Below are 25,336 nucleotides of genomic sequence, written 5' to 3'. Positions count from 1 at the left end.
TCTGGCCAGCTCCTGCTGGCCAGATTTTTATGAAGCACCGAGCAATGAGACGCAGAAAACTCCCCCTGCACAACAACAAGTGGGTGCGCCGCATCCACGCCTGGGCCGGCTTTGCCACCCTCACCCTGATGCTGCTCTACGGCCTCACCGGCCTCTGGCTGCAACACAGGGCCGTGCTGCCGCTGCCCGGCCCCCACACCGATAAATCCAGTGAAGAGATAGTACTGAGCGCGCCGCTGGCCAGCCCGGATGAGCTGAAAAACCTGCTGCAACAACGCTATGCAGCAGGGTTCGAGGAGGGGCGCGTCCAGCTCACCCCGCCCCAGACCCTGCCCACCCCCGACGGCCCGCTCACCCTGCCGGCCCGCTGGGAGATGCGCGGCGTCACCCTGAGCGAAAGCGTGGCCGCCAGCTATGTGGCAGGCACCCTGCTGGTGCGCACCGAACTGCAGCAGGCCAACTTCGCCGCCAGCCTCAACCGGCTGCACCGTGGCATGGGCACCGGCCTGCCGTGGCAGCTGGTGGGGGATCTGGCGGCGCTGGCCATGCTGCTGCTGGCCCTCACCAGCCTGTTGATGTGGAACAAGCTGCACGGCCCGGCCGCGCGCGGCATCGCCCTGCTGCTGCTGGGCGCCCTGGTCACAGTGCTGGTGGCCCTGCTCTAGGGCGTTTACCGACGACAAAACGGGATCGGCCTCTCGGCGGCGGTAACCTTGCCTGCACCTCGGGTAACAAAGGGTAACCGGCCGCCGATGGGGTTCACAGTTGCCGGCCTGGCGGCTGGATGGGGGCCGCCCGCAGCTGCTAGGGTGCGCCCTCAATCCCAGCGGCAAGAGGCAGCATGCGCATCTCCAGCATCGAATGCGGACGGGTGGTGGCCATCCTGGCGGTGATGACCATTCACCTCTCCCCCTTCAGCAACCCCTTCGCCCCCACCCTGTGGGACGGCACGCCCTACCCCCTGCTCGGGGCCATCATCAACCAGCTCTGCCGCTTCGCGGTACCGCTGTTCTTCCTCTGTGCCGGCTACTTTCTGCAACCCGCCCTCGCCGCAGGCCACCCCCTGACGGTGGCGCTGCGCTACTGCCGCCCGCTGCTGGGGCTCTGGCTGGCGTGGAGCCTGCTCTACCTGCTGATCCCCTTCAACCCCCTCGCGGCGGTGAGCGAGGGCTACCTGCCAGCCATGGCAGGCCAGTGGCAGATGCAGCTGGGGGATCCGCTCAACGTCTGGTGGGTGGGCGGCATGATCCACCTCTGGTTCCTGCCCGCTCTGATGCTGGCAGTGCTGATCCTGGCGCTCTGCCAGCAGGCCCGCCTGCCCCGGCTGGCCCTGCTGCTGGGCGTTCTGCTCTACGGGCTGGCCCTGCTCGGCGGCTCCTATGGTCCGCCGCTGCTGGGGGGCGAGTGGGCCCTGCTGACCCGCAACGGCCCCTTCTTCTCGCTGCTGTTCGTGGCCCTTGGCGCCGAGCTGCGCCTGCGCGCCTGGCAGCCGGATGCCAGGCGCTGCGCCCTGCTGATGGCGGCCGGGATGGGGCTCTACGCCCTGGAGGCCGCAGGGCTGCTGCACTTTGCCGCCGTGCCCCTCAACCGCCACGACTTCCTGCTGGGTTCGCTCCCCTGGGCGCTGGGGCTGTTCGGCCTGCTGCTGGCCAACCCCGGCTGGGGCCGGGGCAGCTGGCTCGAGCGCCAAGCCCCCAAGGTGCTGGGCCTCTACTGTCTGCACATGATGCTGGTGGTGTGGCTGATGATCTTCGGCCCACAGGGCAAGCTGGTGTGGTGGGAGCTGCTGAAAGTGCCGGCGCTGCTGGCGCTCACCCTGCTCGGCTATCGGCTGTTGGCGGCGATCCCGGTCAGTCGCCGGCTGCTGCGGGCCCGCTGAGGGGAATAGAGGATGGGAGGGAGGCAGATCCCTCCCCACTCGAGGCTGAATGATGGGTTCAATTTTTATTCATCGCGGATAGATAAACTCCGGGACTCCTTAAACGCGAACCCAGGAGTCATCATCCCATGACGTTGTTCACCAAGACCCTGTTTACCAAGCAAGCCGGCCTTGTCCTCGTTCTGCTCGCCGCCAGCGGCTCCCTCAGCGCCGCCGAAATCGCCAACAACAACATCACCGAAGCCGAGATCAAGGCCGCCCAGGATGCCTGGGGCAAGGCCCTGATCCAGATCAGCGACGACTACCGCAGCGGCGGCATCGACAAGGCCAGGGCCACCGCCGGCGCCGTGCTCGACAGCGCCTACGGCTACGCTCAGGGGCCGGTACTGTTCAAGCCGACCCTGGCCGGCGGCGAGCAGACCTTTCGCATCAACCAGGAGGGGGCGCTGGCCTACTTCGTCGGCAACAACAAGGCATATCCCGCCGACAGCGGCTTCGCCCTCAAGAACTGGCAGAGCTACGACTACAGCAATGCCGCCGTCTACATCAACGGCGACATGGCCCTCACCATGGGCAAGGTGCACCTGACCGACCGGGACAACAAGCAGACCACGGTCGACAAGACCTGGGGCTTCAAGAAGGGGGACGACGGCAAGGTACGCATCGTGCTGCACCACTCCTCCCTCCCCTACGCCGGCTAACGGCAACAGGCGACCTGCGGGTCGCCTTTTTTGTTACGAGGGCTCCACTTTTGCCCGCTGGCGGGTGACGGCAGAGCCAGTGCTGCTACCATGCCCCTCTTTTGACGAATCCAGACGAGACACTCATGCAGATACGCCCCTTCACCCCGGCCGACACCGAGGCCGTCCTCGCCATCTGGCTGGAGGCCTCCCTGCAGGCCCACCACTTCATCGAGCCCGCCTACTGGCACGCCAACCTGGCGCCGATGCGGGAGATCTATCTGCCCGCCGCCGACAGCCAGGTGCTCTGCCTGGGTGACCAGCTGCTTGGCTTCTACTCCCTGCACGAGGGCTCCCTGGCCGCCCTCTTCGTGGCCCCCGCGCAGCAGGGGAAAGGGCTGGGCAAGGCCCTGCTCGAGCACGCCAAGGGGCAGTTGCCGACCCTGCGGCTGCAGGTTTATCAGCAGAACCGGACCGCGTGCGACTTCTATCGCGCGCAAGGATTCCAGGTGGCGGCCGAGGGCGTGGATCCCCACACCGGCTGCGCCGAGTGGGTAATGGTCTGGCCGGCGCGGGATTAACCGGGCTCGCCGAGATGGGGATCGACGCGGGCCGCCTCCGCTTCGCTTTGCGCCAGCAGATCGCCGTGGCTCAGCGCGAAGTCGTGCATCTGCTGGAGCAGGGGGATCAGGGCGATGCCGAGCGGGCTCAGGCTGTACTCCACCCGAGGCGGCACGTCCGGGTAGAGGGTGCGGATGATGACGCCGTCGCTCTCCAGCTCCTTGAGCTGGGCGGTCAGCACCTTCTGGCTCACCGCGGGCAGGTTGCGGCGCAGGTCGCCAAAGCGCAGGGTCTGGGCGCGCAGATGAAACAGGATGGCCGGTTTCCATTTGCCGGCCAGCAGGCGCAGCACCCGGTAGGCGGGACAGGGCAGTGGGGACAAGGGATGGCTCGCGAGTGGTTACTTTGCGGTAACTATGCCACGAAAATGTGCCTTCTTGCAGCCAAGATGCCGGCTTCCTATGATGCGGGCTTAGTCATTCAACGCCCACGAGAGGTTCACCATGCCCAGCCTGCTGCAGATCCATTTCAACTTCCCCGCCGAGATGATGGGGCCGGCCCTCACGAGCGCGGCCATGCCGCTGGCCGAGTCCATCACCAGGGAGCCGGGCTTCATCTCCAAAATCTGGACCGAAAACCCGCGCACCGGCGAGGCGGGTGGCATCTATCTGTTCGAGGATGAGGCGAGCGCCCTCGCCTACGCCACCATGCACGAGCAACGGGTGCTCGCCATGGGTGCCAGCGCGGTGCAGTTCAAGCTGTTCGACGTCAACGAGCCCCTCAGCCGCCTCACCCGTGGTCTGGTGTGATCCCCTCGCCCAGCGCCAGGTGGTAGCAGCCATCCTGCTGCCAGACAAAGCCCAGCCTCTCAAACAGCCGCTGGCTGGGCAGATTGTCCGGCTCGATATCCGCCAGCAGCGTGGCAAGGCCGAGCCGACGGACATAGGCGATCAGGGCGGTCAGCGCCTCTGCCATCAACCCCTCTCCCCAATGTCGGCGAGCCAGCATGCAGCCCACCTCCGCCTGGCGCAGACCGGCATCCCCCGCAAAGCTGTGCAGGCCGCAGGTGCCGATAAGGCGCTCGCTGTCGCGCGCCACCAGCCCCCACTCCAGCGACTCGCCGGCGGCCAGCAACCGCTCCACGCTCGCCAACATCTGCGCCACGGTGGCGAGGGTCGGAAACGGCGGCTCGCCGACGAAGCGCATCACCAGGGGATCCCCGTAGATGGCGAACAGATCGGCGCTGTCTTTGGCATCAAGCGCCCGCAGCAGCAAGCGCGGGGTCGACAGCGAAGGCAGTGTACGAGGCAGGGGCGGCACGGAGCCGCGGTACATGGTGCTCAAAAGCGCAGGGTCAGGCCGATATTGGCCTGCCACTGGGTCACCAGCTCGCCGCGCACCTTGAACACGCACTGGTCCGGGTTGCAGAGAAACTGGCTGTTGTCGTTGACCAGGGCGCCATAACCGCGCACCTCGGCCCGCAGCGCCAGATGTTCGGTCAGGCGCGGCTGCACCCCGAGCGCCAGCGACATGGAGGGAGTGACGTCGCTGTCGTAGGCGGCGAAGCGGGTCGCCCCGATCCCGGCGCCGATATAGGGGGCCATCAGGTTGTCCGACAGGGTGAGCGCCCCGGCGAAGTGGAGGGTATCCACCGTCAACCGCTCCGGCTGATCGGGGGAGAGGTGGGTGGACTGGTGGCTGTAGAGCAGCTCTATCATGCCGGGGTCATCCACCTCCCTGCTGATGAACAGGCCCCAACTGCCGGAGCGCTCCCCCTGCAAGGACGCCAGCCGGGTGGCGACGGGCGTCGGTTGGGGGTCGTCGTTGGCCTCGAAGTCGATGGCCGAGCTGTAACCGAAGAACGGCGTCACCTGCCAGCCGGGGGCGGCCTCCCCCTCGGCGCTCCAGGCCTGCCCCAGCGGCAACAACAGCCCCATCATCATGATCCCTGCTCGTTTCATCACGGCTCCTCCGTGCGCTGCACCAGTGCCCGTCAAGCATATCAGAGCCCCCTGGCCCCTATCCTAAACCCAGCCTGTATCGCGCCGTTTTCGCCACAAGGATCACACTCGGCCGCCCCGCCCGTTATTCATCCCCGATTAACCTCTGCCCCGTATGCTGGCCGGCAACCGGCTCATGGTGGGCCGGTGCCACTCACCAGAAGGACACAGGGAATGGTTGCCGCGCAACTCAACGACCCCCAGAACAAGCTCTCCGACACCCTGCGGGCCACCGCTCACGCCATCGAGGATAGCCATATCAGCCTGCGCCAGATGCTGGCCCTGGTCGGCGAACAGGGCATGCTGCTGTTTTGCGTGCTGCTCACCGTCCCCTTCCTGCTGCCGGTCTCCATCCCCGGCGTCAGCACTCCCTTTGGCCTGTTGATCCTGTTTATCGGCATCGGCATCACCCTCAACCGGGTGCCCTGGCTGCCCGCCATCCTGATGGAGCGCCGCTTCGCCGCCGAGCAGCTCAAGCCGACCCTGCACAAGGGGGCGGATCTGCTGGCCCGCATCGATCGCTTCATCCGCCCGCGCCTGCTGTTGCTGACCGGCAGCAGCACCATCAACCGCTGCAACGGCCTGCTGATCATGCTGGCGGCCCTGCTGCTGATGCTGCCGCTCGGGGCCATCCCCTTCACCAACGCCATGCCGGCCTGGGCCATCCTGCTGCTGGCCATCGGCATGCTGCAGCGCGACGGCCTGTTCGTCGCCAGCGGCTACCTGCTGGTGAGCGCCACCCTGGTCTGGTTCAGCGCCCTGGCCATCGGCCTGCTGATGGCCGGCCAGAGCGTCTCCACCCTGTTCGGCTAACGGCAATACCAAGAAAAAGGGCGACTCATGGGTCGCCCTTTTTGACTTGTGCGGGATCCACCGTCACAGCAGATCGTAGATAAGGGCCGAGATGGCCAGCAGCCCGATCACCAGCACGAAGAGGGTGCTCGCCCCGCGATAACGCTGGAGGGCGGGCAGACGATAGATGGAGCAGGCCGGCAGCAGGAACAGGATCACCGCGATGAGCGGCCCGCTCACCTTCTCGATGATCTCCAGCACGTTCGGGTTGAGGTAGGTGATGATCCCGGTCACCACGAACAGAATGACCGACGAGACCCGCGCTATGGTCGCTTCACGCAGCGACAGCCCCAGCCCCTGGCAGGCTCCGTTCACCATGCTCACCGTCCCCTCGCTCACCCCCATGGAGGTGCCGAGGAAGGATTTGGACATGGCCAGAATGGCGATGAGCGGCCCCACGTAGGCGATCAGCGGATTGGAGAACTTGTTCGCCAGCGCCGACAGCACCGAAATATTGTCGATGCGGGCCTGCGCCATCTCGGCCTGACTCAGGCTCATCACGCAGCTCACCACGAAGAACAGCACGCTGCCGCAAATCAGCAGGCTGCTGCACTTGATGATCCGTTTGGCGCGCTGGTCGGCGCTCGCCTGACAGCGCTTCTTCTGCGCCGCGCTGAAGGAGGAGATGATGGGCGCATGGCTGAAGGAGAACACCATCACCGGCACGATCAGCCAGAGGGATTTCCAGAACGCCGGATCACGCCAGTCCACCCCCTGACTCTCGCTGAAGTAGGAGAGGCTCCACTGGGGCAGCAGATAGATGGAGAGGCCGATGAGGAAGGCAACCATGGGCAGGGCCAGCACGCTGATGGCTGACACCACGATCTGCTTGCCCGCCAGCAGCACCAGGTGCAGCCCCAACATCACCCCCAGCACCAGCAGGCCGCGCGGGATCTCGGCATTGCCCAGCTGGTGCACCACAAAGCTCTGGATCGCGTTGGTGATGGAGATGCTGTAGACCAGAATGATGGGGTAGAAGGCCATCAGATAGACCAGCATCAGCAGCTTGCCCGCCCGCGCCCCGAAGTGCTCTTCCACCACGTGGGTAATATCCCCTTCCCGGTGGGAGCTGGATAATACAAAACGACTCAATGCCCGATGGGAATAATAAGAAAGCGGAAATGCCATTAATAATATAAACAGCAAAATAACCGGCGAATTACTGCCAACGGTAATTGGGAGAAACAGTGTACCGGCACCGACTGCAGTGGCATATAAGCCCATGGTCCATACCGAATCACTTTTCTCCCATTTCAACTTTGATGCGGAATTACTCTTCTCAGCAATAGCAACACTCATTGCGATATACACCTTATTAATCTGTCATCTTATATTTTATTGGCCCGTGTAATTAGGCGTGGCGACATGCCGTGGCATATCGACCGGATCGTAGAAAAAACAAGCCCGCCTGCGATCAACATGATCACCAAGAGGAAACGGGGATGCCACGCTACCATCGTTGAAATCGCCATAAAGGTCAAGGTTAATAATTCATGACTGTTTGAATCAGCTTGTTTCAAAAGGAAATAAGATGTGTCATTTTGGCCTCAAGATAATCAATTCAGCTCCGTCTGATAACATAACGACAAAACCTCGATGAGTTGCTCAACAACTTGAATAAGGCCAGAGAGTGGCCCGTTAATATTAACAGCATCAGCCCGACAATATCAGCCAATTATGCAATGAATGACCCCGACCGCCGCCAATATATTGGTGCCGGTCCTGCCGCCATATATCAGGGGGTTGGCTTCCCCTGTTTTGCCCCCTTGCGCTGGCCGCCCGCAGGACAGTGAGCGACCCGGTTGCGACCCGCCCGCTTGGCCCGATAGAGCCACTCGTCGGCGCGGGCCAGCGCCTGGTTGATCTCCTCCCCCGGCTGCACCAGGGTGGTGCCCAGACTGACGGTAAAGGCCACCGGATCCGCCGGCAGCGCCGCCACGGCGGCCCGGATCCGCTCCGCCAGCGCCTGCAGATCCGGCTCGCTCATGCCGGGCAGCAGGATCAGAAACTCCTCGCCGCCGCTGCGCACGAACAGATCGTCCGCCCGCAGCTGGGCGGCCACGCAGTCGCAGAAGCGCTGCAGCGCCCGGTCGCCCTGCTGATGGCCGAAGCGATCGTTGATCTGCTTGAAGTGGTCTATGTCCAGCATCACCAGGCTGCAGGGGGCCTCTCTCTCCCGCCGCTGCCGGCAGTGCTCGAAGAAATAGCGGCGGTTGTAGAGGCCGGTCAGCTGGTCGGTTTCGCTCTGCAGCTTGAGCCGCTGCTGCAGCTCGTGCTGGCCGGTAATGTTGCGGGTCACCCAGGCCACCGCCCGCTTGCCGTCGTAGCGGGAGGGCAGCGGCGCAATCTTGCCCTCGAAGCGCTGCATCCCCTGCGGCCCGACCGAGGCGTCGATCCCCTCTACCTCCACCGCCGCCAGCTCGTACTCCACCACCTGCACCTGGCCCGAATCCAGCGCCAGGGTCACCTGCTCCATCACCCAGCGGGTCATGTCGGCGGGCAGCACATCGGCCAGTCGCTTGCCCGCCAGCGGGTTGCCATCCTGATAGGATTGCTGCTCCACCCCGCCGATGTATTCGATGTAGTAGCCGTCTTCGCTCAGGATGAAGACGGGATCGGGCAGCTGGGCCATCACTTCATATAATTGCTCGACCGAAAGTGCCATGCGGTTTCCTTGGATCCGGGGAACGAGAGGCGCACGCCGGGCTGGCCGCCTGCCCCAATTATCGGGCCGGGTGCGGCGCCGAACCAGCAGCGAATCCGGCCATTCATGGATGCGCATCAAGCAATGCGGGAAAATAGCGCTTGCCCCGCCGCCCGCTGATCAAAAGAGCAGCAATCATGGATCTTCAAGCCACCTCACAAGCCACCGCTGCGCCCGTTGTCTGCGGCGCCCGCATCCATTAGGCTGACCTTCCTGAGTCTGCCCTCCCGGCCGACTCACCCCCCATCAGCCCGGCCAGGCAGACGCCGGCCCCGGAAAAGGATCGTCCAGATGAAGAGAGCCATAGTGAAAGCGCGCTTCGATGCCATCAGCATCGAGGGAGAACAGCTGACCGTGAAGATTGCCATCGGAGCCCCCGAGCCGGACCCCAAGTCCGCCGGCGGCGACTGGCGATGCAAGGTGAAGCTGGACGGCCTTGGCAACAAGACCTTCATCTATGGCGTCGATGCCCTGCAGGCCCTAAGCCTCGCCCTCAAGTTCGTGGAGAGCGAGCTGCGCGCCTTCACCGATGCGGGCTGGCACTTCTACCTGCCCGGCAGCCCCGATCACCCGGTCGACATGGCCGCCTGCTACTTCCCGCAGCTGTGACGCGAGTTGCCCGCCCAGCAGACTGATAGCCATTGAGGTCGGGCAATCACTTGACCGCATTGAGTCTGAACGGTTATTGATAGAGGCCCTTTACCCGGCTCTGGAGAGACCATGTACCTGACCCAACCCCAACCCCCTGCCGAGCAGGATGTTGACGCGCTGCGCATCGGCCTGTCGGGCTACAACATCAGCCAGGCCGGCACCCACCTGCGCGAGCACATCGCCAGTTTTATCAAGGATGAAGCGGGCAAGGTGCACGGCGGCATCACCGCCGACCTCAAGTGGGGTTGGCTGCACGTGGACTGGCTCTGGATTGACGAGCGCATCCGCCAGGATGGCTGGGGCGGTCGATTGCTCGCCACCATGGAGCAGTACGCCAAAAGCAAGGGCATCAGCAACTTCCATCTGGAAACCACCAGCTTCCAGGCGCTGCCCTTCTACCAGAAGCAGGGTTACCAGGTCTTTGGCGAGCTGCCGGACATGCCACCCGGGCATACCACCTATTTTCTGAAGAAGATGGAGTCCTGACCCCTGCCAGCAGGGCTGGAATGAGAAGAGGGTTGAGTGCACAGGCACTCAACCCTCTTTTTGATCGGCCGCTGGCTTGATCAGTGGCTGGCGGAGCGACTGCCGCTCCAGAGCAGCTCGCCGCTGCGCAGCTCCATCAGGGTCATCGACAGCCGATAGCGGCTGCCCTCGGCCACCAGATCCCCGTACAGCATGTAGCCGGCGCCGGTCTGGCGACCGAGCCGCACCAGGGAGGCCGGGTTCATCCTGCCCTGCTGATACTCCAGCTGGCCGGTGATGGCCGCCACCTGACCCGGGTCGACAAAGCGAAAACCGCTCTTGCTCTGGATGCGCTTGCTCATGGCAGCCGCCATGGCTCGGGTGTCCACCGGCTCGCCGGTGCCGTTCTGGGGCGGGGTGAGCAGCAGCACCGGCTGACCCGTTTGCGCCAGCTCTCGCACCTCGGGGGCCTGCACAAAGGCATCAGCCATGGTCAGCGCCAGCCCGGTCGGTGCCACCGGCTTGGGCAGCGGCGCCCCGGTATCCGGCTTGGTTACCGGCTTGTCCGGCTGCACCACGGGGGCATCCGGCTCGCTCACCGGGGCCTGAGTGCCGCCGTAGGGATTGACCGCACAACCGCCCAGCATCAGGGCCCCCACCATCAACAAGGAACGCAGCTTCATCTTTTCTCTCCGCCAGAAGTCCGTAAACGGGCATCAACCACCGCCCGCATGGCGGAGCCCCTGCCCCGCATCCTCCTTATGCTAGAGACAAACCCCGGCGGGGTCGATGCACCCACCACCACAGGGCGACAGAGACTGGCGAAGCGGAGGGCACAAAAGGGTGGCAAGGCTTCACCCGATTCCGTTAGGGTAGCCTGAGCCCAGATGCCAGAGGAGCCCCCCATGCACGGACCCGACCCCGCCAACCCGCACCCCATGGCGGGCTTCCCCCAGGTGTGCTTTATCAAGAACACCATCAAGGGGCCCAATATCGAGGTGGGTGACTACACCTACTACGATGACCCGGAGGACTCTGCAGGCTTCGAGCGCAACGTCCTCTATCACTTCCCCTTCATCGGCGACAAGCTCATCATCGGCAAATTCTGCGCCATCGCCCGCGGGGTCAAATTCATCATGAACGGCGCCAACCACCAGAGCGCCGGCCCCTCCACCTACCCCTTCTTTATCTTCGGCAACGGCTGGGAGCGCGCAGCCCCCGCCCCTGGCACCCTCCCCTACAAGGGGGATACCGTCATCGGCAACGACGTCTGGATAGGTTACGAGGCCCTGATCATGCCGGGGGTCAAGGTCGGCAATGGCGCCATCATCGCCGCCCGCGCCGTGGTCACCACTGATGTACCCGACTACGCCGTGGTCGGCGGCAACCCCGCCAAGGTGATCCGCTACCGTTTCGACGACGACACCATAGCGCGCCTCAACGCCCTCGCCTGGTGGGACTGGCCGGTGGAGAGGATCAGCCGGAATTTGAACTTGATCGGCGGCGGGGAAATTGGCGAGTTGGAGAGGGTGGGGTGATAGCTGCCCACCTGGAGACATTGATAAGAACCTCCCCCTACAGCCCTGGAGAGCACGGATCCATCACCAGATCAGTGCGTTACATGGGCATTCAAAACAATCAGGCCCTACATGGAGTTACCCGAATGACCGCACCAACACCCGTTTTCACTGTCGTCCACTCAACGCCGCCCGTCGAAACCTATCGCTATCTTCGAACCGCTGCCGGACTTAGCCCAAAGACGCTTGAAGCCGCAGAGCTTGGTCTGCCCAATACGCTGTTTGCCGTCCAGATATTTTGCGGTCAGAGCGCCATCGGCATGGGTCGCATCATCGGAGATGGCGGGACATTTTATCAAGTCGTTGATATTGCAGTACTGCCTGAATATCAGGGTCAGGGGGTAGGCAAAAAGATCATGGCGGAGATCGCGGACTATATCGCCCGCGAAGTACCGGAGTCAGGCTATGTCAGCTTGCTGGCAGATGGGGAGGCTTACCGACTCTATCAACAATTCGGTTTCTCGCTCACGGCTCCTGCCAGTGTTGGTATGGGGCTTAAGCGGATTGCCGTCGTAAAGTCCTGACCAATCATCCAGATGAAAAAGCAGGACAGCCAATGATATTCCAGCACCTTGCCAACGCCAATCTAGTGATCCGCCCCTTCGAAGCGGGCGATGCCGATGAGTTTGTCCGCGCGGCCCACGAATCCATCGACACGGTCGGCCGCTGGATGAGCTGGTGCACTCCCTCGTTCAACCGGGAGCAGGCGCTGGCGTGGTTTTCCAGCTGCGATCAGGATCGCGCGGCAGGACGTGCCTACGACATGGGTATTTTCTGCGTCACCACCGGCCAGCTCTTGGGTGGCGCAGGTATCAACCAGCTGTCGCCCCATCATCGCTACGGCAATATCGGCTATTGGGTGCGCCAATCCCGCCAAGGCTACGGTATCGCCCGACAAGCGGTCGCCCTGCTGCGTGACTTTGGCTTTCAGCAGTTGGGCTTATTTCGGCTGGAGATCGTGATGGGGGTTGGCAACAGCGCCAGCGAAGCTGTTGCCATCGCCGCCGGGGCTACCTTTGAGTGTCGGGCAAGGAACCGTCTCTTTCTTCATAACCACTCCATTGATGCTCATATTTACACCTTGGTTCCCTTAGATTGAGCATGTAGAGAAAAGTGAGTATATCAAGCTGACCTAAAACTAAATTGTGTAGCTGATAACAATAATGAAGTATCCACCTTGACTATTTTCATTTAAAAAGGTTATGAAGAACTTTCAGTTTAGTATCACGCAAAAAATCATAGCTTATTGTAAATATTGACTTGCAACTATTTAAATCTCTCATTGAAACGGAGTTGAAATTATGGCCATTAAGATATCGACAATAAATTTTAAAGGTGGCGTTGGAAAAACAACCCTCACATTTCACCTTGCAACCCATCTAGCGAAAAAATCAAAAGTCTTGGTTATCGATGTGGACCACCAGTCCAGTCTTTCTATTGTAATGATGGGTGGTGAATTGTGGCAGGACGCTGTTAATAACAAAAGGACGTGCAACTCCATTTTTGAATCTTTCTGTAATAGAAGGGTAATATCACCATCAGATGAAATAATTCATAGAAACATCCTTCATACAAGAAGCCCCAAATATGATTTCTATCCTAATCTTGACCTTGTTCCAGCACAATTCGAATTGGATGACACAGAGATTGAGATGGCCTCAACTACAATGGGCTCACCAATCATATCGGAGTGGCATAAACGAACTTTACTTGCAGAGTGGTTGGATAGTGTTGACGCCAATAACAATTATGATTACATAATTTTCGACTGCCCACCAGCGACGAAATTAGTTAGCCAAAATGCCATAGCAGCAAGCGACTATTTTATAGTCCCAGTTATTCCGGATGCAATGTCTAGTCGCGGGGTCACACACTTTAGAAGCTTAGTTAATTTAAAAATAGATAAAAAACTTGAATTCCTTAGAACTAGCGCCTCAATTAGCGACAGCGATATCCCTAAATCATATAGCCCAACAACAACTCTCGCAGCCATTGTGCCTTTCATGGCTAAAAAAGCTGGTAATGCAGCCTCAGGATTAACGAATAATCATACCGAGCAACTGGTGGCATTACGAAGACAATGGAAGTCTGATATGATTAATACTGTTGTACCTAGCCTAACCGGTATTCCTGAAGCTTTAAATATGGGGTGGCCCGTATGGACAGCTTATCAAACAGATAATATTTCTAGAGCAAAGGCACCGTTAGTAAAGGCATGTAACGAAATAGAAAAAAGACTGGTATGATACTATGAAGACTACTAAATCAAAAAATGTACCGCAAAGATACAGCTCCGTACTTAGTGTTTTTGACTCAACACTTAAATATTTGAAAAATATCCATCACCCAGATAGTGAACTATTAAAGGACTTAGATAAAATAATTTTTCATCTAAAAGGAATGAGTGTTACAGAAACATATGAAATATTAGGTGAACACCCTAGCAAGAATACATCAAAAACATCTTCCAATAGAGAGAATAATAGATTGGACATTTCCAATCTATCAATTGATGAAATTAAAGCCATTGTAAACAATACACAAACAACGAGATTGGAAATGGCTGAAATAGCAACTATTCGTTTTGGTGTAAGCTCAGGGAGCGTTGCGTCACTAAAAAACAAAAATATGCTAAAGGACAAGCTTATTAATCTTATAGAAAATGAGAATACACATTCTGTCATTGTAGATGTGGTTGAGGAAAATAATGCTACCAGCATAAAAAAATAGTCGATTAACCAGACAGCATGATAACTCGATGCTGCTAGTTAATACGAAAGACTGGCTTGATATTGTTTTCGAACTCCAACTTTCCAAGGGAGGGACAAAGCCAGTAGACGGAGTTAGTGTAGGGTGCAATTACAACGTGAATTGCATCTCTCATCACAATCGCGGTGCTATGCGCTCCGCTTATTGCACCCTACGACTACTCCCTTAGGTTATAGCGGGCACGGTTTTGGTTACCCCTCTTATTCGCAGAGGCGAGCCCGCTTGTCTTGGCCGCGAGACAGGATGTCGAGCGAGCGGCGCCGGGCCATGGACGGCCCGTCGGCGCGTGCCGTCGGACAAGCGGGTGAGCCGAAGGAACCCGACGTAAGTCGGGCGAATAAGCGGGGGTGGCCTTTCTTTTGGTGACTTTTCTTTGGCTACGCAAAGAAAAGTTACTCGCCCCAGCCCGAAGGGCGGGCGAAACCCCGTCGAGGCCAGCGGCCTCGTGTCCTGCACGGCAAAGCCGTGCCACCACACAACGGCCCCTGCCGCCAACGCCATACCTCGGAACGGACGATTACGCCTGACGGCTAATCGCCCCTACGATTGCACGGCGCAGCCGTGCCTGCTTGCCACAGGCTCGGAGTCTGGCTGAACGCCGGGATGCCACCGGCAAAGGGGCGTGGCCGCCCCTATCGACCCAGGAAGGGCTCCCAATCCTTGAACACCGGCTGCAACCCTGCCTGCCGCACGGCGGCGGCCACTTCCCCTACCGGGCGGTCGTCGTGGATGGCGAACTGCTCCAGCTCCTCTTTATCCCCCTCGGCATAGCCACCCGGCTGAGTGCGCGACTCGGCCGACATCTGGGTAATGCCAAGACGCACCGCACCGTTGCGAAACGCCGGCGATTCCCGGGTCGAGAGGGACAAGTCCAGGGTCGGCGAGAAGAGGCGCCAGGCGCAGATAAGCTGGGCCAGCTGGCGATCCGACATGATAACTTCCGGCTCCAGCCCACCGGTGCAGGGGCGCAGGCGCGGGAAGGAGAGCGAATAACGGCTCTGCCAGTGGTGGCGCTCAAGCCAGCTCAGATGCTCGGCGACAAAATAGCTGTCGGCACGCCAGTCCGAGGAGAGACCGATCAGCGCCCCCAGCCCTATCTTGTCGATGCCGGCACGGCCCAGTCGGTCCGGCGTGGCGAGCCGCCATGCGATGTCCCGCTTGTTGCCGCGCAGGTGGTGGCGGGCGTAGGTGGGAGCGTGGTAGGTCTCCTGATAGACCATGACCGAATCGAGGCCGAGGGTTTTCAGCTCGGCGTATTCGTCTTGCGAGAGGGGCTGCACCTCCATCCCCACCGTGCTGAAGTGGCGGCGAATGATGGGCATCACCTCGCGAAAATAGGCGAGCCCCACCTTGTGCTCGTGCTCGCCGGTCACCAGCAGCACGCTGTCAAAGCCGCGCGCCTTGATGGCCAGGCACTCGCGCTCAATCTCCTCGCTATTCAAGGTCTTGCGCTTGAGGCGGTTGCTCATGGAGAAGCCGCAGTAGGTGCAGTCGTTGGCGCACAGGTTCGACAGATAGAGCGGCACATAGAAGCCGATGGTGTTGCCAAAGCGCTGGCGGGTCAGCCGCTCGGCCTCGGCCGCCATCTGCGGCAGGTACGCCTCGGCGGCCGGGGAGATCAGCGCCATAAAGTCCGCCAGGGTACGGCGGGGTGCGCTCAGGGCCCGCGCCACATCGGCGGCCGTCTTGGCGCGGATCTGCATGCCGATATCGTCCCACTCCAGCTCCTGCCAGCGATTGGCAAAATCCCCCCCCCTCCCGGCCTCCCCCTTGGGAGAGGGAGGAGCGCAGAACTCGCCCCCTTCAAGCACCGAATCAGCCTCTGCCCTCACCCCCTCTCCCAGAGGGAGAGGGGGGCGCAGTGCGGCAGAATCGGGGGACGCGGCGAAAGAGGACATTGCCATTGGCTCTCGCCCTGAGCCAGCATCATGACTCATAACGCCCCCAGAAAATCGGTGAGCGGGCTGGAGGCTTGCGCCTGCAGGGCGCGGGCGCCGAGACCCGCCTTATAGGCGCTACGTCCTGCCTCACAGGCCAAAGCGAAGGCGCGGCCCATGGCGACCGGGTCGCCACTCACCGCGATGGCGGTGTTGACCAGCACGGCGTCGGCACCCAGCTCAAAGGCGGCAGCCGCGTGGCTCGGCGCACCGATCCCCGCATCCACCACCACAGGCACATTGGCCTGCTCGACGATGATGGAGAGAAACTCCCGGGTCACCAGCCCCTGATTGGAGCCGATGGGCGCACCGAGCGGCATCACGGCGGCGCAGCCCACCTCTTCCAGCCGTTTGCACAGCACGGGGTCGGCGCCACAGTAGGGCAGCACCACAAAGCCCTCTTTCACCAGTTGCTCGGCGGCTTTCAGCGTCTCGATGGGATCGGGCAGCAGATAGCGCGGATCGGGGTGGATCTCGAGCTTGAGCCAGTTCGTTCCCAGCGCCTCGCGGGCAAGGTGGGCGGCAAACACCGCCTCGGCGGCGGTCTTGGCGCCGGAGGTGTTGGGCAAGAGCTTGACCCCGAGTTGCAGCAAGGGGCTCAGGATATCGTCGTGGGCCTTGCCCGGTTCGAGGCGCTTGATGGCCATGGTGACGAGCTGGGAGCCGCTCGCCTTGATGGCGGCGGCCATCAGTTCCGGGCGGGCAAACTTGCCGGTGCCGGTGAAGAGGCGCGAAGAGAAGGTGTGATCGGCAATCTTGAGCATGTCAGCCTCCCGCAATGGCGGTAAAGAGGTGAAGTTCGTCCCCGTCATTGAGACGGGTTTCGGCCCAGCGGCCACGGGGCAGCACGGCGCCGTTAAGGGCCACCGCTACGCCCTGTGGATTAACGTCTTGCGCCGCCAGCAGGTCGGCCACGCTCTGCCCAGCCGCTAGCGGCTGGGCTTTATCGTTGAGTCGAATGGTCAAGGTCATGGGGTGATTTCCTTATCGTTTGTCGGGCATCGGCGCTGCCCGCAAACCGGACAGTCGGGGTCGGGGGCCAGCGTGAGGGTCTGCCACTGATGGGTCAACGCATCGAAACGGCGCAATGTGCCGGCGACCGTGCTTGGCATCCCGAGCAACAGTTTCAGCGCCTCCAACGCCTGCAAAGAGCCCATCACCCCGACCAGCGGGCCGGTGACACCGCTGGTCTCGCAGCTCTGGACGAGCTTGGTATCCTGCGGATAGAGGCAGGCGTAGCAGGCGTGATCAAAGTTTGTGCGCGCCATCAGCTGCCCCTGCCAGCCCACAGCCGCCGCAGAGATCCAGGGCTTGCCCTGAGCCACGCAGGCGGCGTTGATGGCCTGGCGGGTGGCCAGGTTGTCGCAGCAGTCGATCACCACATCTACCTCGTCCACAAACTCCGGCAGGCTGGCGGCATCGAGCCGCTGGTTGATGGCGATCAGCTCCACCAGCGGGTTGTGGGCGGCCAACCGCTCGCGGGCCAGCTCCGCCTTGGAGTGGTTGACCGCCTCACTATCGAACAGGATCTGGCGCGGCAGATTGCTGGAATCCACCGTATCGCCATCGGCGAGCCACAAGGTGCCCACACCAGCCCCGGCGAGATAGAGGGCCAGCGGCGAGCCGAGCCCGCCCAAGCCCACGATCAGCACGGATTTATCCTTGAGCCGCGCCTGACCGGTCTCCCCCACTTCCGCCAACATCAGCTGGCGACCGTATCTCAGATACTCTTTGTCACTAAGAGAAGCGGCATCAGAGCGCATGTTCCACCTCCCGCATCACACAGGCCGAACGTGGCTCGTCCCCCGCGCCTACGGCAGCGAGCAGTCGTTCCGTCGCCCCCTGCCAGTCGTCGCTGGCAGTGATGGCCGAGACCAGCGCGATACTGCCCACCCCGCTCTCCTTGACCGCCGCCACCCGCTCCTCGCTGATGCCGCCGATGGCCACCGTGGGCCAGTCGCACATCAGGGCGCGGTAGTTGTGCAACCGCTCCAGCCCCTGGGGGCGCGAAGGCATCGCCTTGGTGTTGGTCGGGAAGATATGGCCGAGTGCGATATAAGAGGGGGCCAGCTCACGGGCGCGCATCAGCTCGAAGTAGCCGTGGGTGGAGATGCCAAGTCGCAACCCGGCGGCCTGAATGGCGGCAAGATCTGCCGTCTCCATGTCCTCCTGCCCCAGATGCACGCCCCAGGCGCCCGCCTCGATGGCTTGCTGCCAGTAGTCGTTGATAAAGAGCCGCGCCCCATGGCGGCGACCAAGCGCCACAGCATCACGAATGGCCGGTGCCACCTGAGCGGCGGGCAGATTCTTGATCCGCAGCTGGATAGTCTTGACCCCGGCCCCCAGCAGGCGCTTGAGCCACTTGACCGAATCCACCACCGGATAGAGGCCGAGGTTGTGTTCGGTCGCGGCGAAGGGGCCCTGCGGCAGGCGGGCACTGCTTGTCTCATACAGGCCGAAGCGGCGATCGAGAGTTGATCCCGCCAATACGGCACGGGGGAAGTGGGCGAGATTGTCTGGCCAACCCAGGTGGGCGATGGGGCCGGGGCCTGCCCCCACCCCCTGCGCCGCCGCCAAGCCCTGTTGCAGGTAGGCGCGCGCCAGGGTGATGGCGTCTTCCACCGGGTAGTCCTGTGCCACCACGGCGGCGATGGCGCTGGCGTAGCAGCAGCCGGTGCCGTGGCCGTGGCGGGTATTCAGGCGCGGCGCCGCCAGCCAGAATTCGCGGCTCTCGTCCTGGTAGTAGTCGAGACAGAGATCGCCACTCCACTCCAGATGGCCGCCCTTGACCAGCACGGCGCGGGCGCCGAGTTCGCGCAGGCGGCGGGCAGCGAGGCGCACCAGCTCGGGGCTGGTGGCGGGCAGGCCGGTCAGGGCTTCCAGCTCGGGGCCGTTGGGGGTGATCAAGGAGAGGCGCGGCAGCAGGTGCTCGCGCACCGCCACCAGCATGCCGGGCTCCGCCATGGGGGTACCGGTGCTGGCGATGGCCACCGGATCGTAGACCACGAAGGGATCCTCGATGGTGCCCAGCCGGCGGGCCAGCACCTCCACATGCAGCCGAGTCGGCAGCAGGCCTATCTTGATGGCGGCCGGCGGCAGATCCAGCCCCAGGGCGTCGATCTGGGCGGTGAAAGTCTGCATCAACACGGGGTCGACCATCTTCACCACCACCGAGTTCTGGGCCGTGATGGCGGAGATGACGGAGCAGCCGTGCACACCGAGGTCGTGCATGGTGTGCAAGTCGGCCTGAATGCCGGCCCCGCCACCGGAGTCGGATCCGGCTATGGTCCAGACCACGGGGCGCGGAACCGCCGTCACCGCTGTCAGGTCGGCGGGGCTAAAAGCCCCGCGCTCCCTGTTCACGCCTCCTCCCCTGCGGCCTGCTTCAGGGTCGCCGCCTGGTGGTAGATCTCACCGCCGGTCTCCTTGAAGGTCTCCGCCATCCGCGCCATGCCGCTCTCAACGTCGGCCTGCTTGAAGGTCTCCGTCTCCTTACGGGCCATGCCGCTCTCCACCTCGGCGACGACCCGCTCCTGCTGGCCATCCATGCCGACCATCTTAATCTCTACGGCTTCCAGCTTGGCGGCGTAGTCGCGCACGTCCTGGGTGATCTTCATGGAGCAGAACTTGGGGCCGCACATGGAGCAGAAGTGCGCCACCTTGCCGGACTCCTGGGGCAGGGTCTCGTCGTGGTAGGCGCGGGCGGTGTCGGGATCCAGCGCCAGGTTGAACTGATCCTCCCAGCGGAACTCGAAGCGCGCCTTGGACATAGCGTTGTCGCGGATCTGGGCGCCCGGGTGGCCCTTGGCCAGATCCGCGGCGTGGGCGGCGATCTTGTAGGTGATGAGCCCCTGCTTCACGTCTTCCTTGTTGGGCAGGCCCAGGTGCTCCTTGGGGGTCACGTAGCAGAGCATGGCGCAGCCGTACCAGCCGATAAGCGCGGCACCGATGCCGGAGGTGAAGTGATCGTAACCCGGTGCGATGTCGGTGGTGAGCGGGCCCAGGGTGTAGAAGGGCGCCTCGTGGCAGTGCTCAAGCTGCTCGGCCATGTTGCGCTCGATCATGTGCATGGGCACGTGGCCGGGGCCTTCGATCATCACCTGCACGTCGTACTCCCAGGCAATTTTGGTGAGCTCGCCCAGGGTGCGCAGCTCGGCAAACTGGGCCTCGTCGTTGGCGTCGTAGACGGAGCCTGGGCGCAGGCCATCACCCAGGGAGAGGCTGACGTCGTAGGCGGCGCAGATCTCGCAGATCTCGCGGAAATGCTGGTAGAGGAAGTTCTCCTTGTGGTGGGAGAGGCACCACTTGGCCATGATGCTGCCACCGCGCGACACGATGCCGGTGAGGCGCTTGGCGGTCATGGGCACGAAGCGCAGCAGCACGCCTGCGTGGATGGTGAAGTAATCCACACCCTGCTCGGCCTGCTCCAGCAGGGTGTCGCGGAACAGCTCCCAGGTGAGATCCTCGGCGATGCCGCCCGTCTTCTCCAGCGCCTGGTAGATGGGCACTGTCCCGATGGGCACCGGACTGTTGCGCAGGATCCACTCGCGGGTCTCGTGGATGTAGCGGCCGGTGGAGAGATCCATCACGGTGTCGGCGCCCCAGCGGGTGGACCAGACCAGCTTCTCCACTTCCTCTTCGATGCTGGAAGTGACCGCCGAGTTGCCGATGTTGGCGTTGATCTTCACCAGGAAGTTGCGGCCGATGATCATGGGCTCGGCTTCCGGGTGGTTGATGTTGCTGGGGATGATGGCGCGACCGGCGGCCACTTCATCGCGCACGAACTTGGGCGTGATGTTCTCCGGCAGTCTGGCGCCAAAACCCTGACCCGGATGCTGGGTACGCAGCAGCTCGGAGCGCACCCGCTCGCGGCCCATGTTCTCGCGCAGGGCGATAAATTCCATCTCCGGGGTGACGATGCCGGCGCGGGCGTAGTGCAGCTGGGTCACCCGGCGGCCCGGCTTGGCGCGGCGAGCGCTCGGCAGGTGTTCGAAGCGCAGGTGATCCAGCCCCTCGTCGGCCAGGCGCTCCTGGGTGAAGGTGGAGCTCAGCCCTTCCAGCGCCTCGGTGTCAGCGCGTTCCAGCACCCAGTCTTCCCGCAGGCGCGGCAGGCCGCGGCGCACGTCGATGGGGGCAGCCTCTTCCCCATAGGGGCCCGAGGTGTCGTAAACCGGCACCGGCTCGTTGGGTTCGAACTGGGGGGCTTCCTTGGTGCCGCCGACGAAGGTGTCGGCCAGTTGGATCTCCCGCAAAGGCACCCGGATATCGGGGCGGGAGCCTTCGATAAAGATGCGGCGGGAGTTGGGGTGAGCCATCCCCTTGAGGTTGTCGATAAAGGTCTGGGCACTGGAGCGCTGCTCGCGGCGGCTGGATTTATTGGTATCAGAAACATTGGTAGACATAGCAAAACTCACATTAACTGGTTGAAGTTATGGGTGTTTGCTTGTCTGGAGTTCGAGGAGAAGATGAACTTGCGGCGGGATGTGCGGGGAGGACGGATGGGATCTCTCTTCCCAGTCCGCCCTGTTATCCCTCTGCCCTGTGCGGCAGACCCGTGGCCCTGACGGCCCGGCGGGACAACCTCCCCCTGTGCGCCTGTACCAGTCAGATGCGGTCTGCCTCTGGCTGGCGGGAAGGTGCTCCTTCCCCGGCGCGGTAACCCGCAAGTTACCCTTGTTTCCCTTCGCAGGTCTTAACCTGATCAGGTTCCACGGATCCCGAATTAACGGTCTCAGCTTAGCGTCGTTCGACGGTCAGCACTCCGACAAGATGGCGCCAGTATATATGGCTTATTTTTTTACTCAACCATGATTTTTTCGCTACACTGGGGACAGTTCATTAACACAGGGATGGTGTTTGCTATGTACATGAAAGAGTCATTTTTGTTCAGCCTCGTATGTCTCGGACTATATGGTTGTAACGGAGGAAGTGACAACAGTAAAACACTGGCTGAACAATTCAAGTATGATCCTGCAACCCAAGTTGTTGAAAATGACATTCATGACTCCGTTTTTATTTCGGCACTGGACTTGTCAGGGTTGGATAACAGTAAAATTAAAAGCATCTCTTTCACCATCAATCAAAAAATAGGCAGTTATGCCAAACCGATAACAGCCACTTATGACTGGCAATATATTTTAACCAATGGGCTGTATGATGCATCCAGCAACAGAGTTCAGCTTCCCATATTTGGTTTATACAGCGCCTATACCAATGAAGTGACGGTCAACATTCAGTTTGTTGATGCCAGTAACTATGCATTTCAAAAGACAATTGCCACCGACACCTATGTCGACAGCGCAGGGGTCTATGACAATGTAGGCATCAGTATCAAGCCTACTGCAACACCTACATATAGCTATTTTTATATGAAAGGATCATTGAAGTCTCCTATCATCATGGATATTGACGGAGAAATCCGTTGGGATATCGGCATCCGAAATATTTCTGCCTCATCCATATTTATGGACAATCTATTCTTAACTGGAAACTCTAAGAGTAGAATAATAGACTCGTTAAATTTATACGGAAAGAGCACTACACTCACTCTAGATGGCTCAACAATGGGAAGCGATGCCTACTTCCATCATAATATAGACCAAGGCAAACAGGGAATATTGATTGAACTGGATGGAACCACTGGTGGAGCATTGAAATTAGAATCTTTCCTCAGTGAAATAGACACTGACGGCAAGGTCATAAAGGAGTGGGATCTCGGCAAGATATTTTCTGAATACATGTTACAAGAGGGGGACGACCCCAGCAATTTTGTCAGAAACGGTGCTGACTGGTTCCACATGAACGCAGCTACCTATGACCCGTCCGATGACACTTTGGTTGTCTCCAGCCGGGAAAATTTTGTCGTCAAACTGGACTACAACACCGGCAAGCTGATCTGGTTGCTTGGTGATGAAACCAAACACTGGTACTCCTATCCTTCCCTGCAGAAGCTGGCGTTGTCGCTCTCCTCCGGACAGACGCCGGTAGGACAGCATGCCATCTCCATGACCAAGGATGGCAAACTGATGTTGTTCAACAATGGGCGAAGGAGTTTCAACAACCCTATCGGCACCCCGAGCGGCATAGATCTGGCCACCAGCCAGACCGCCATCTTTGCTATCGACAGCCAGAGCAAGACGGCTCAAGTGGTCTGGAGTTTTGACGATGGCATCTATTCCGATATCTGTTCCAGCATCTATGAAGACAAGCTGGCGGCTCAAGGGGATTATCTCATCAACTATGCAGCAGCCGACAACCGGACCAGGGTTATCATTCAAGGCATAAACAAGGAGAAGCAGAAACTCTTCGAGTTTACCTATCCGAGTGCAATCCCCTGTGCTACCTCCTGGAACGCCATCCAGATCCCTCTCGAAAACATGCACTTTCAGTGACAGGAAAAGCAGCGCCACTGAGTGGCGCTGCTTTAGCTATGCATCTCCACCCGGTCAGACGACACTATTCGCTACCACTCTGCCCCCGTTTTCAGTCCTACTGAAGCTCAACCCGCAATCATTCCGTCAGCAAGTAGCATCATCGAAGGCCAAGAAAAGCTGGCGACATAGATAGCAAGAGCCCTGGTCTCCCCAATGGAAAAATGGTTCACCACAAGCGTCAACAGCAGACCCCATGAAGGGGCCTGCTAAAGAGGATTATTGAGCAGGAGTAATGGTCAGGGTCACATTGCCAAAGCCCTCGCTGGCAAGCGTGCCCTGATCCAGTTCCAGAGCGGTGAGAGCCACCCCTTCGGCAGAAGCGCTTCGTTGCTGAACAGCCGCTGCGGCGCGAGTCTGGGGCTGCCCAATCTCGATATCGCCGGCAAACTGGCTTTCGGCATAGAAGTCGCCGGTCACGGCCGAACGGGTCGGACGCAACACGCGGCCAAGGTTGCTCTGCATGGTCGACAGGCCATACTCGCCGATGGTCCAGTTCCAGTCCCACCACTTCACTTCACCCGGGATGTAGCGTTTGTCCCACTGATAACGGATGCTGCTGGCCTTGTCGCGGAACGGGCCAACGGCAAAGGTATGCTCCCAGGTCGGACGATTGGTCGGATGGGTGTACCAGGCATTGCCTCCCCAGCGCAGGAACCCCTTCATGGTCAGGTCATAATTCACCTCGGCCTTGAACTCATAGGGGTAGGAGATGTTGGACTTGTAGAGAGCGACGCGCACCGGCACGCTGGAGTGGGGTGGCACAGTGGGACGAGCCTCGACCGACACGGTCTCGGTGGTCGCTCCCCCCTTCTGTTCGGCCCAGCTCTGGGTTGAAGAAATCTCGACCGAGTATTCAGTGCTGGAAACCTGCGGGATCTGGAACGTCTTCTTGATGCCGACCTTCTCGCTGAGACTGTAGGTATCCGTCTTGGACCAGTTGGTGGCCTTGTCATACTTAAGGGTAACTACCACCTGCTGAGGCAGATCCGTGTAGTTGGTCGCATTGGCGGTGATGGTCTTGATCAGCTGTTTGCCACTCTCGGTAACCTGGCCATGACTGAAGGAATCCGGCTCCAGCGTGTACGAGAAGTTGCTCACCTTGATGGAACTTTTCTCCCCGCAACGGTATCCAGAGCAACCACCATCATTATTTCCCTTTATCAACCAGCCATCGCTGAGCCTGGTCACATCCATATCTTCCCCGACATAGGGGCTATGATTCCCGCCCACCCAGGCGTATCCCAAATAGTGGGCAAGATAACTCACAGGTTTGATGAAATAATCTTTGTCATGCACCATTCGCCATTGCACATCGACTTCATCACCTGCCGGAATACTCCATGCGGAGAGGGAAGGAATTTCTCCAGAGATAGGGGAGTTGGGGTAACACCATGTTTCACCCGCCGTTCCCTGTTTTATTTCTCCATTATATCCAGGCCCCATGATCACCCAGCGATTGGCCAGCCCGGTAATCTGCCACTGTCCCATACGGCTGACCAGATTGCCCTTGATACTCATGGCTTCATCACGGGTAAGGGGGCGATAGCCGCTGGCACAGACCCCCTCCCCCAGACCGAACCATTTGACCTGGTCAGGATAGACTGGCTCAGCCGCCTGGGCCTGGACGAGCATCAATGAAGATGCCAACAGCGCCAGATTGGCTGTTATTATTTTATTCATCATTTATTCCTCTTTCAGACAGACGATAGTTTTTATTATGCAGAAATAACACCTTTCATTTTGACAGGCATGAACTCCAATGAGCCCCGCCACAGACAAAATAAACCACCAAAATTCATCCATGACAAACAAAATATATATAAGGCGG

At 60.5% G+C, this 25,336-nt stretch carries 27 protein-coding genes and 1 riboswitch; of the genes, 14 read left to right on the top strand and 13 right to left on the bottom strand.

Annotated features, from left to right (window positions below):
• Nucleotides 1-44 precede the first annotated feature (44 nt).
• The 4 genes from AB5Y95_RS15245 to AB5Y95_RS15230 all read left to right on the top strand — a co-directional run bounded on the left by AB5Y95_RS15245 (nucleotide 45) and on the right by AB5Y95_RS15230 (nucleotide 3,140).
• Nucleotides 45-665, top strand: a complete 621-nt coding sequence (locus tag AB5Y95_RS15245; RefSeq protein WP_010635319.1) for a PepSY-associated TM helix domain-containing protein — start codon at nucleotides 45-47, stop codon at nucleotides 663-665.
• Between the two features lie 176 nt (nucleotides 666-841).
• Nucleotides 842-1,879 (top strand): acyltransferase, encoded by a 1,038-nt coding sequence (locus AB5Y95_RS15240; RefSeq protein ID WP_368161529.1) that lies wholly within the window; start codon nucleotides 842-844, stop codon nucleotides 1,877-1,879.
• 128 nt (nucleotides 1,880-2,007) lie between these two features.
• Nucleotides 2,008-2,580: a hypothetical protein gene (locus AB5Y95_RS15235; protein WP_201899817.1), complete on the top strand. Its 573-nt coding sequence runs from the start codon at nucleotides 2,008-2,010 to the stop codon at nucleotides 2,578-2,580.
• A 125-nt stretch (nucleotides 2,581-2,705) separates the two neighbouring features.
• Entirely contained in the window at nucleotides 2,706-3,140 is a 435-nt protein-coding gene (locus AB5Y95_RS15230; RefSeq protein ID WP_368161528.1) for an N-acetyltransferase, read from the top strand.
• Here the strand turns inward: AB5Y95_RS15230 and AB5Y95_RS15225 are convergent.
• The gene (locus AB5Y95_RS15225) at nucleotides 3,137-3,502 is read right to left on the bottom strand and encodes a winged helix-turn-helix transcriptional regulator (protein ID WP_368161527.1); all 366 of its coding nucleotides are present in this window, start codon (nucleotides 3,500-3,502) and stop codon (nucleotides 3,137-3,139) included. The two genes, AB5Y95_RS15230 and AB5Y95_RS15225, sit on opposite strands and share 4 nt — an antisense overlap.
• Before the next feature lie 121 nt (nucleotides 3,503-3,623).
• Between AB5Y95_RS15225 and AB5Y95_RS15220 the strand changes: the two genes are divergently transcribed.
• Nucleotides 3,624-3,929: a monooxygenase gene (locus AB5Y95_RS15220; RefSeq protein ID WP_368161526.1), complete on the top strand. Its 306-nt coding sequence runs from the start codon at nucleotides 3,624-3,626 to the stop codon at nucleotides 3,927-3,929.
• Here the strand turns inward: AB5Y95_RS15220 and AB5Y95_RS15215 are convergent.
• On the bottom strand, nucleotides 3,910-4,455 hold the full coding sequence (locus tag AB5Y95_RS15215; protein ID WP_368161525.1) for a GNAT family N-acetyltransferase: 546 nt from the start codon (nucleotides 4,453-4,455) through the stop codon (nucleotides 3,910-3,912). The genes AB5Y95_RS15220 and AB5Y95_RS15215 overlap by 20 nt on opposite strands.
• 5 nt (nucleotides 4,456-4,460) lie before the next feature.
• Nucleotides 4,461-5,081 carry an outer membrane beta-barrel protein gene (locus tag AB5Y95_RS15210; RefSeq protein WP_368161524.1) on the bottom strand — a complete coding sequence of 207 codons (621 nt, stop codon included), beginning with the start codon at nucleotides 5,079-5,081 and terminating at the stop codon, nucleotides 4,461-4,463.
• 213 nt (nucleotides 5,082-5,294) lie between these two features.
• Between AB5Y95_RS15210 and AB5Y95_RS15205 the strand changes: the two genes are divergently transcribed.
• Nucleotides 5,295-5,933 carry an exopolysaccharide biosynthesis protein gene (locus AB5Y95_RS15205; protein WP_024942173.1) on the top strand — a complete coding sequence of 213 codons (639 nt, stop codon included), beginning with the start codon at nucleotides 5,295-5,297 and terminating at the stop codon, nucleotides 5,931-5,933.
• A gap of 63 nt (nucleotides 5,934-5,996) precedes the next feature.
• On the opposite strand, the gene AB5Y95_RS15200 is transcribed toward AB5Y95_RS15205, so the two are convergent.
• Both AB5Y95_RS15200 and AB5Y95_RS15195 read right to left on the bottom strand, forming a co-directional pair.
• Nucleotides 5,997-7,271: an amino acid permease gene (locus tag AB5Y95_RS15200; protein ID WP_065018416.1), complete on the bottom strand. Its 1,275-nt coding sequence runs from the start codon at nucleotides 7,269-7,271 to the stop codon at nucleotides 5,997-5,999.
• Nucleotides 7,272-7,707: 436 nt separating this feature from the next.
• Nucleotides 7,708-8,637 carry a sensor domain-containing diguanylate cyclase gene (locus AB5Y95_RS15195; protein WP_017779797.1) on the bottom strand — a complete coding sequence of 310 codons (930 nt, stop codon included), beginning with the start codon at nucleotides 8,635-8,637 and terminating at the stop codon, nucleotides 7,708-7,710.
• A 330-nt stretch (nucleotides 8,638-8,967) separates the two neighbouring features.
• On the opposite strand from AB5Y95_RS15195, the gene AB5Y95_RS15190 reads away from it, so the two are divergent.
• Both AB5Y95_RS15190 and AB5Y95_RS15185 read left to right on the top strand, forming a co-directional pair.
• Nucleotides 8,968-9,285, top strand: a complete 318-nt coding sequence (locus AB5Y95_RS15190) for a hypothetical protein (RefSeq protein WP_005308203.1) — start codon at nucleotides 8,968-8,970, stop codon at nucleotides 9,283-9,285.
• Between the two features lie 111 nt (nucleotides 9,286-9,396).
• Complete coding sequence (locus tag AB5Y95_RS15185) at nucleotides 9,397-9,813, top strand: GNAT family N-acetyltransferase (RefSeq protein WP_368161523.1); 417 nt, start codon at nucleotides 9,397-9,399, stop codon at nucleotides 9,811-9,813.
• Between the two features lie 80 nt (nucleotides 9,814-9,893).
• On the opposite strand, the gene AB5Y95_RS15180 is transcribed toward AB5Y95_RS15185, so the two are convergent.
• Nucleotides 9,894-10,475 (bottom strand): penicillin-binding protein activator LpoB, encoded by a 582-nt coding sequence (locus tag AB5Y95_RS15180; RefSeq protein WP_368161522.1) that lies wholly within the window; start codon nucleotides 10,473-10,475, stop codon nucleotides 9,894-9,896.
• A gap of 222 nt (nucleotides 10,476-10,697) precedes the next feature.
• On the opposite strand from AB5Y95_RS15180, the gene AB5Y95_RS15175 reads away from it, so the two are divergent.
• From AB5Y95_RS15175 to AB5Y95_RS15155, 5 genes are all read left to right on the top strand, one after another.
• Nucleotides 10,698-11,330, top strand: a complete 633-nt coding sequence (locus AB5Y95_RS15175) for a Vat family streptogramin A O-acetyltransferase (protein ID WP_368161521.1) — start codon at nucleotides 10,698-10,700, stop codon at nucleotides 11,328-11,330.
• A gap of 125 nt (nucleotides 11,331-11,455) precedes the next feature.
• A complete protein-coding gene (locus AB5Y95_RS15170; RefSeq protein WP_206866286.1) occupies nucleotides 11,456-11,893 on the top strand; it encodes a GNAT family N-acetyltransferase in 438 nt (145 codons plus the stop codon).
• A gap of 32 nt (nucleotides 11,894-11,925) precedes the next feature.
• The gene (locus AB5Y95_RS15165; RefSeq protein ID WP_368161520.1) at nucleotides 11,926-12,468 is read left to right on the top strand and encodes a GNAT family N-acetyltransferase; all 543 of its coding nucleotides are present in this window, start codon (nucleotides 11,926-11,928) and stop codon (nucleotides 12,466-12,468) included.
• A 202-nt stretch (nucleotides 12,469-12,670) separates the two neighbouring features.
• A complete protein-coding gene (locus tag AB5Y95_RS15160; protein ID WP_368161519.1) occupies nucleotides 12,671-13,615 on the top strand; it encodes a ParA family protein in 945 nt (314 codons plus the stop codon).
• A 4-nt stretch (nucleotides 13,616-13,619) separates the two neighbouring features.
• The gene (locus AB5Y95_RS15155) at nucleotides 13,620-14,099 is read left to right on the top strand and encodes a hypothetical protein (RefSeq protein WP_368161518.1); all 480 of its coding nucleotides are present in this window, start codon (nucleotides 13,620-13,622) and stop codon (nucleotides 14,097-14,099) included.
• Between the two features lie 671 nt (nucleotides 14,100-14,770).
• Here AB5Y95_RS15155 and thiH read toward each other — a convergent pair.
• From thiH to thiC, 6 genes are read right to left on the bottom strand one after another with little or no spacing between them, the layout of a single operon-like run.
• The gene (gene thiH, locus AB5Y95_RS15150; protein ID WP_368161623.1) at nucleotides 14,771-16,036 is read right to left on the bottom strand and encodes a 2-iminoacetate synthase ThiH; all 1,266 of its coding nucleotides are present in this window, start codon (nucleotides 16,034-16,036) and stop codon (nucleotides 14,771-14,773) included.
• Nucleotides 16,037-16,071: 35 nt separating this feature from the next.
• Entirely contained in the window at nucleotides 16,072-16,839 is a 768-nt protein-coding gene (locus AB5Y95_RS15145) for a thiazole synthase (protein ID WP_368161517.1), read from the bottom strand.
• A 1-nt stretch (nucleotide 16,840) separates the two neighbouring features.
• Complete coding sequence (gene thiS, locus AB5Y95_RS15140) at nucleotides 16,841-17,047, bottom strand: sulfur carrier protein ThiS (protein WP_005357774.1); 207 nt, start codon at nucleotides 17,045-17,047, stop codon at nucleotides 16,841-16,843.
• Complete coding sequence (locus tag AB5Y95_RS15135; RefSeq protein ID WP_368161516.1) at nucleotides 17,044-17,838, bottom strand: ThiF family adenylyltransferase; 795 nt, start codon at nucleotides 17,836-17,838, stop codon at nucleotides 17,044-17,046. Before AB5Y95_RS15135 ends, thiS begins: the two co-directional genes overlap by 4 nt.
• Nucleotides 17,828-19,438, bottom strand: a complete 1,611-nt coding sequence (gene thiE / locus AB5Y95_RS15130) for a thiamine phosphate synthase (protein WP_368161515.1) — start codon at nucleotides 19,436-19,438, stop codon at nucleotides 17,828-17,830. The genes AB5Y95_RS15135 and thiE overlap by 11 nt, the downstream gene beginning before the upstream one ends.
• The gene (thiC, locus tag AB5Y95_RS15125) at nucleotides 19,435-21,477 is read right to left on the bottom strand and encodes a phosphomethylpyrimidine synthase ThiC (protein ID WP_368161514.1); all 2,043 of its coding nucleotides are present in this window, start codon (nucleotides 21,475-21,477) and stop codon (nucleotides 19,435-19,437) included. Before thiC ends, thiE begins: the two co-directional genes overlap by 4 nt.
• Before the next feature lie 258 nt (nucleotides 21,478-21,735).
• Nucleotides 21,736-21,849, bottom strand: a riboswitch (TPP riboswitch).
• An 87-nt stretch (nucleotides 21,850-21,936) separates the two neighbouring features.
• Here thiC and AB5Y95_RS15120 point away from each other — a divergent pair.
• On the top strand, nucleotides 21,937-23,466 hold the full coding sequence (locus AB5Y95_RS15120) for an aryl-sulfate sulfotransferase (RefSeq protein ID WP_368161513.1): 1,530 nt from the start codon (nucleotides 21,937-21,939) through the stop codon (nucleotides 23,464-23,466).
• Nucleotides 23,467-23,724: 258 nt separating this feature from the next.
• Here the strand turns inward: AB5Y95_RS15120 and AB5Y95_RS15115 are convergent, their stop codons facing one another.
• Entirely contained in the window at nucleotides 23,725-25,188 is a 1,464-nt protein-coding gene (locus AB5Y95_RS15115) for an aerolysin family beta-barrel pore-forming toxin (protein WP_368161622.1), read from the bottom strand.
• Nucleotides 25,189-25,336 lie beyond the last annotated feature (148 nt).

The organism is Aeromonas sp. R5-3, assembly GCF_040908225.1.
GTDB classification, from domain to species: Bacteria; Pseudomonadota; Gammaproteobacteria; order Enterobacterales; family Aeromonadaceae; genus Aeromonas; species Aeromonas dhakensis.
This window is presented reverse-complemented; position numbering and strand designations above follow the sequence as displayed.